Origin of the sequence: Enterobacter cloacae complex sp. P12RS (assembly GCF_014895875.1) — a bacterium.
GTDB lineage: Bacteria > Pseudomonadota > Gammaproteobacteria > Enterobacterales > Enterobacteriaceae > Enterobacter > Enterobacter bugandensis.
In genome coordinates, this window is record NZ_JADBQO010000084.1 from 1 (window position 1) to 5,212 (window position 5,212).

The window sequence follows — 5,212 nt, forward strand, 5'->3', positions numbered from 1 at the left end:
CTTTGATGATTCATGGCGATTAATTAGTAGACAGACATATCAACATTTCTTAAGACTCAAGGAGACTAAGATGGTGATGTTGAAAGAATGTAATGAGAGTGAACTGTCTGGATTCACCGTTGATGGGTTATCGGTCACTGATACGCAAAACTTCTTTACTCAAACTGCACCAGATATTCGGGAAGCAGTGCTCAATAACGGAGCGTTGCTACTACGCGGCGTTGTGCAAAGTGCAGAACCCGCTGTGTTTGAAGTGATAATGAATGCGCTAGGTTTTCGCACCAGAGATTACATTGGTGGTTCATCTCCCCGTTCAACCATAAAAGGTAAAGTGATGGAGGCAACCCGAACGCCTCCGGCATGGTCAATCATCCTCCATCAGGAAATGGCCTATGTAAAACACCCACCGGAAATCATTGCCTTCTCTTGCGTCAAACCCGCCACAGAGGGCGGAGAATCTACCATTGGCGATATGCGCCGAATAACAAAACTGGTCGAGCCTTCAACATTACAACTTCTGACAGAACGCGGCCTCAGACTGCGTAGAACACTGCCGGATGAAAACCGAGTTCATCTGAAACCCGGAATAAAAAAAAGCTGGCAGGAAGCGCTTTCTGCAAAAACAAAAGAAGAGGCAGAGTTTGCCTGCCGCTCCAGGGGTTGGGAATTTGAATGGTGGAATGATGATTTAATCCTTTGGCAGGACTGTATTTCACCGGTGCGTCAGCATCCTCGTAAAAATGAGTTGATCTGGTGCAATCAGGCACATTTCTGGGGTGCTGCTGCGATGATTGAATGGGCACGGGTGGATTCCAGAAACGAAGACGAAGAAGAGTTAAAAGAAGCTGCTCAGAATTGTCCTGAACTTCTCGAATCCATGTGTTTCGGCGATGGAGAACCGCTACCGGAAGAACTGACACTTAACTTATTTCATCTGGTCAAGGGGTTAGAACAGGACGTGAATCTCAACACCGGCGATATTTTGCTGCTCGATAACCTGCAGTTTGCTCATGGCAGGCATGCATTTTCAGGAAACAGAGAGATTAACGTCATTATTGCCGACTGGACTGAACATTAATTCAAACAAACAGAAGGAAAATGGTCATGAATATTACACAGCATAATAGCACATCCACAGGCGATACCTTCATTCTCAGCCCAGGCCGTAACGTCAGTCTGAAAGACTTTATTGAATTCTCTCAGTTCAGTAAAAAAATAGTTGCTTCAGAAGAAACCAGAGAAAGAATTGCCGCATCAAGACGAGCCCTTGAAAAATTAGTGAAAGAAGGCTCGGTTATATATGGTGTCAACACTGGGATGGGTGGGTTTGTCGATCATCTCGTTCCGCTCGAAAGGGCTGAAGAATTACAAAAAAACCTTATCCGTGGTGTTGCGACAAATGTTGGTGAAAGATTTTCAGATATAATTTGCCGGGCAACTATGTTCGCCCGAATTATCTCACTTTCTCGCGGCAACTCAGCATTATCTCTGGAAAATTTCGATCGATTTATCGCAATCTACAACGCTGGTCTGATTCCTGAGATACCACGTAAAGGGTCATTGGGCACCAGCGGAGATCTGGGGCCACTGGCAGCCATGGCCCGTATGCTCACTGGTGAGGGCAATGCCTGGTTCAATGGTGAACGCTTGGCTGCAGAAGATATTCTGCACCAGCTGGGGCTCGCACCGCTTGAGCTAAGTTATAAGGAAGGGCTGGCACTCATCAACGGCACCTCCTGCATGGTTGCGCTTGCCGCCCTGAATGTCATCGAAACCAGGTCACTTCTTGAACAATATGCGTCAATCTCCGCCTTTGCCTCAGAAACGCTTCTTGCCCGGATTCGGCCATTTCATCCCGACGTTCATCAACTAAAACCGCATACAGGCCAGCAAAAAATTGCAGAGATGATATGGAATAACCTCCAGGGAACAAGGCTGGCGGTTGATGATATACAGCTTTCATCAGAACTCGGAAGCAGGCTTACGAATAGCATCAAACAAGAAGATATGCCGATTGAAGATGCCTATTCAATTCGCTGCACACCACAGATACTTGGCCCGGTTTTGGAGACAATAGAATTTGTGGAACGAATAGTGAGTAATGAATTAAATTCGTCAAATGATAACCCCCTTATCACACCCGAAAACGGTCAGGTTTTCCATAACGGTCATTTTCACGGACAGTATATATCCGCCGCGATGGACTATTTGACGATAGCAATCATTACCATGTGTAACTTATCTGACCGGCGAATAGACAGATTGCTGACCAGTGCGAACAGCAACGGGCTCCCCTCTTTTCTATGTGCAGAAAATGGTGGGCTGCGGTTTGGTTTAATGGGGGGACAGTTTATGTCATCTTCTGTCACAGCGGAAAATCGTTCTCTGGCTACACCTGTATCAATACAAACACTAACAACAACAGGTGATTTTCAGGACGTAGTCTCTTTCGGTCTGGTTGCTGCTCGCAGGACGGCGGAGGTGCTCCAGAATACCCGCTATGTTATTGCTTTTGAGTTGATCTGCGCCGCTCAGGCAGCTGATATCAGGGATGCTACAAAATTAGGAAATTCAGGTCGCCTGTGGTACGCAAAAGTGAGGGAGTCAGTCCCTTATCTGGACCATGACGAGTCAATAACACCTTATCTGGAAGAACTCGTATCCCGGATACTTGGAGGCCACTCATGATGTTCTCTAAAAAAATCCGGGAATGTGTTGAGGGAGCAAATAATAATGCTTCCATCCGCCTGCACGCCAATGAAAATCCGTTGGGTTCACCAGACATAATACAAACAGGACAATATGATCTGTCTTTGCTGAGCCTGTATCCCGATCCCACCTACAATGCACTGAGAGCAGCAATTGGAGAACGCTGGAATATTAATCCGGAACAGATCATCACGGGTAATGGCTCTGACGAACTGATTGATATCACACTGCGTAGTCTGCTGAAACCGGGTGCACGGCTTACCGCTCCTCGTCACAGTTTTATGATGTACAAAAAGAGAACTGATATTCTCGGAGCCTTATACAGTGAGATCCCAGTGAAAAGTGGGCGCATCCTCCCTGAGGATTTAAAAGAGGCGGTCAGTCATAAACCTGACATTCTGGTCCTAGTTAATCCTTCTAATCCTTTGGGTCACTATATTGCACCTTCAGAAATGATATCTTTAGTTGAAACCATACCGCCAGAAACGACCATTATCATTGATGAGGCCTACGCAGAATTTACACCTGATATCGAAAATACGGCAGGTATTCAAATAGTTCATAAACGCGTTAACTCAATATGCTTACGAACATTTTCAAAAGCGTATGGACTTGCCGGATTGCGTCTTGGCTGGGCTTACGTCAGCACAGATCTGTATCCACAACTGGAAGCTCGCCGGGCGCCTTACAATGTCAGTGCTTTATCTGCTCTTGCTGGTGAACATGCACTACAGGATCGTGAGCATCTTTTCAAAACAACAGAATATTGTCTTAGCTGGGGAAGAAAACTGGTAGATTTATTTGAAGATTACGGAGTCAAAGCCAGTGCCCAATATGTCAATTTCGTCTTTGTTGAATTTGACAGTGAAGAACGCAGCCGGGAGATCCAGAACAGTCTTAACAGTGAAGGTTTCCTTATAGCCAGGCTGACCGATTATTCTTTGGATCATTGCCTGAGAATTTCATTCGGACCCCGGGAACAAATGGAAAAGTTACTCTTTGTTTTAGAGAAAGAACTAAAAGCATAGATTCTGCCAAGGTTATTTACATTCATTCAAATAAATAATTAAAAGTATCTATTCAATTGAGGTTTAAGAATATGAATAAAGTACCTGGGCTATACCATACAGCCCCCTATCTAAGTCAAACCCAAACGCGACTCCTTCATGTTAACCTTGATGAGTCAAATTCTCCCTATTGTGTCCTCAGTCCGACCATTTTTTACCCACAGGGTGGTGGGCAATTGGGTGACAGAGGTTATCTTGTTTTACCGGATATGCTGACATCACAACAAAAAATCGGTGTTCTCACAACAAAACGAAAAGATGAAGAGATCAGACACTATCTTGATATTAATGAGATCGGTTTTGACTTGCTGAAAAAGCAGGCAGGTCAGCAAGTGACTGCTATTCTTGATTGGGATCTGCGATATCACCAGATGCGTATACACTCGGCTGTACATCTGATCCATTGTATACTCGAGCAGGTAACAGGCCATTCAATCCCTTACCCTGTTCGTTCACCACTCAATGATGAAAGCGGAGAGAATCATTATCAACTTCTTGACTATATTGATAAAGATATTCTTGAAAAGGCAACAACAGAACTAAATGAATTTTGTTCATCGGGACATGAGATACAAACTGTAAATGTTCCCGAACAGGGAAATAACTTTCGGATATGGAAGTGTGGACGATGGTCAATTCCTTGTGGAGGTACACATGTAAAAGATACAAAAGAGATCGGGATGATATTTTCCACGTTGAAAATCAAAAAAAACATGACGCGTATAGCACTCAGGCTCTCTGATAATTCAGGTTAACCTGGTAGATGTCTATAGAGTCAATATCTAATCAACAAATAACGATGGTAGCCTCTGGTATGAGAACAGATAAAAACGAAACAAAACACGTAGATAGTCTCCCTGGTAAAACGTCTAACAAGACAGATGAAAAACATGCTCTTGGTTCATTCCTGACACAACTTCGTGTTGAAAGGGGACATCTTAAAGTTTCGACATTTCTGGAAGGGATAGATATTCCTTTTTCTGCTAATTATTATCGTGATATCGAAGCAGGTAGGAAATATCTCAGTATAGACTCAGCAGTAGAACTCCACAACTCTCTTGGTATAGAAACATCAAGCAAATCAAGCTTTGATTATTTCTGGCATTATTTTAAGGATTTATTACCTTCTGATATGCATGAAATGCTATTTGGGAAAGGAATAGAAACAAGAGATCTGTCTTCAAGACTAGAACTGAGAGACCATGATTCCAAAATATTACGCCGCGCACTCAGCCTAAGTCGATATGAACGCGAATTTATTATTTCTGATGAAATAATTAGAGGATTTAAGAACAATTTTGATTTATGGCCGCTTATGACATATCTATATATGGTTGACACTGCATCCGTGGCTGAAATTAAACAAGTTTGCCATCAACTTGACATTGCATTCGATTCTCGTGTGGTCGAATTTTTGAGTCTTGTAGCAAAAGAAA

4 protein-coding genes and 1 pseudogene are annotated in these 5,212 nt (G+C 43.5%); all 5 read left to right on the plus strand.

Annotated features, from left to right (window positions below):
- Positions 1–1,078 (plus strand): TauD/TfdA family dioxygenase (locus IM284_RS22920; protein WP_226838962.1); only part of this gene is annotated, 1,078 nt, incomplete at its 5' end.
- A 26-nt stretch (positions 1,079–1,104) separates the two neighbouring features.
- On the plus strand, positions 1,105–2,688 hold the full coding sequence (locus IM284_RS22925) for a phenylalanine aminomutase (D-beta-phenylalanine forming) (RefSeq protein ID WP_080346973.1): 1,584 nt from the start codon (positions 1,105–1,107) through the stop codon (positions 2,686–2,688).
- The gene (locus IM284_RS22930; protein WP_047955802.1) at positions 2,685–3,737 is read left to right on the plus strand and encodes a histidinol-phosphate transaminase; all 1,053 of its coding nucleotides are present in this window, start codon (positions 2,685–2,687) and stop codon (positions 3,735–3,737) included. The genes IM284_RS22925 and IM284_RS22930 overlap by 4 nt, the downstream gene beginning before the upstream one ends.
- Before the next feature lie 71 nt (positions 3,738–3,808).
- Positions 3,809–4,531 carry an alanyl-tRNA editing protein gene (locus IM284_RS22935; RefSeq protein ID WP_223813098.1) on the plus strand — a complete coding sequence of 241 codons (723 nt, stop codon included), beginning with the start codon at positions 3,809–3,811 and terminating at the stop codon, positions 4,529–4,531.
- An 8-nt stretch (positions 4,532–4,539) separates the two neighbouring features.
- Positions 4,540–5,212, plus strand: a pseudogene (locus tag IM284_RS22940) (hypothetical protein); the annotation flags it as partial.

What these genes read in the sequence shown, in the direction of transcription:
- IM284_RS22935 (WP_223813098.1), top strand. Translation starts at nt 3,809, where the DNA reads ATGAATAAAGTACCTGGGCTATACCATACAGCCCCCTATCTAAGTCAA.
- IM284_RS22930 (WP_047955802.1), top strand. Translation starts at nt 2,685, where the DNA reads ATGATGTTCTCTAAAAAAATCCGGGAATGTGTTGAGGGAGCAAATAAT.
- IM284_RS22925 (WP_080346973.1), top strand. Translation starts at nt 1,105, where the DNA reads ATGAATATTACACAGCATAATAGCACATCCACAGGCGATACCTTCATT.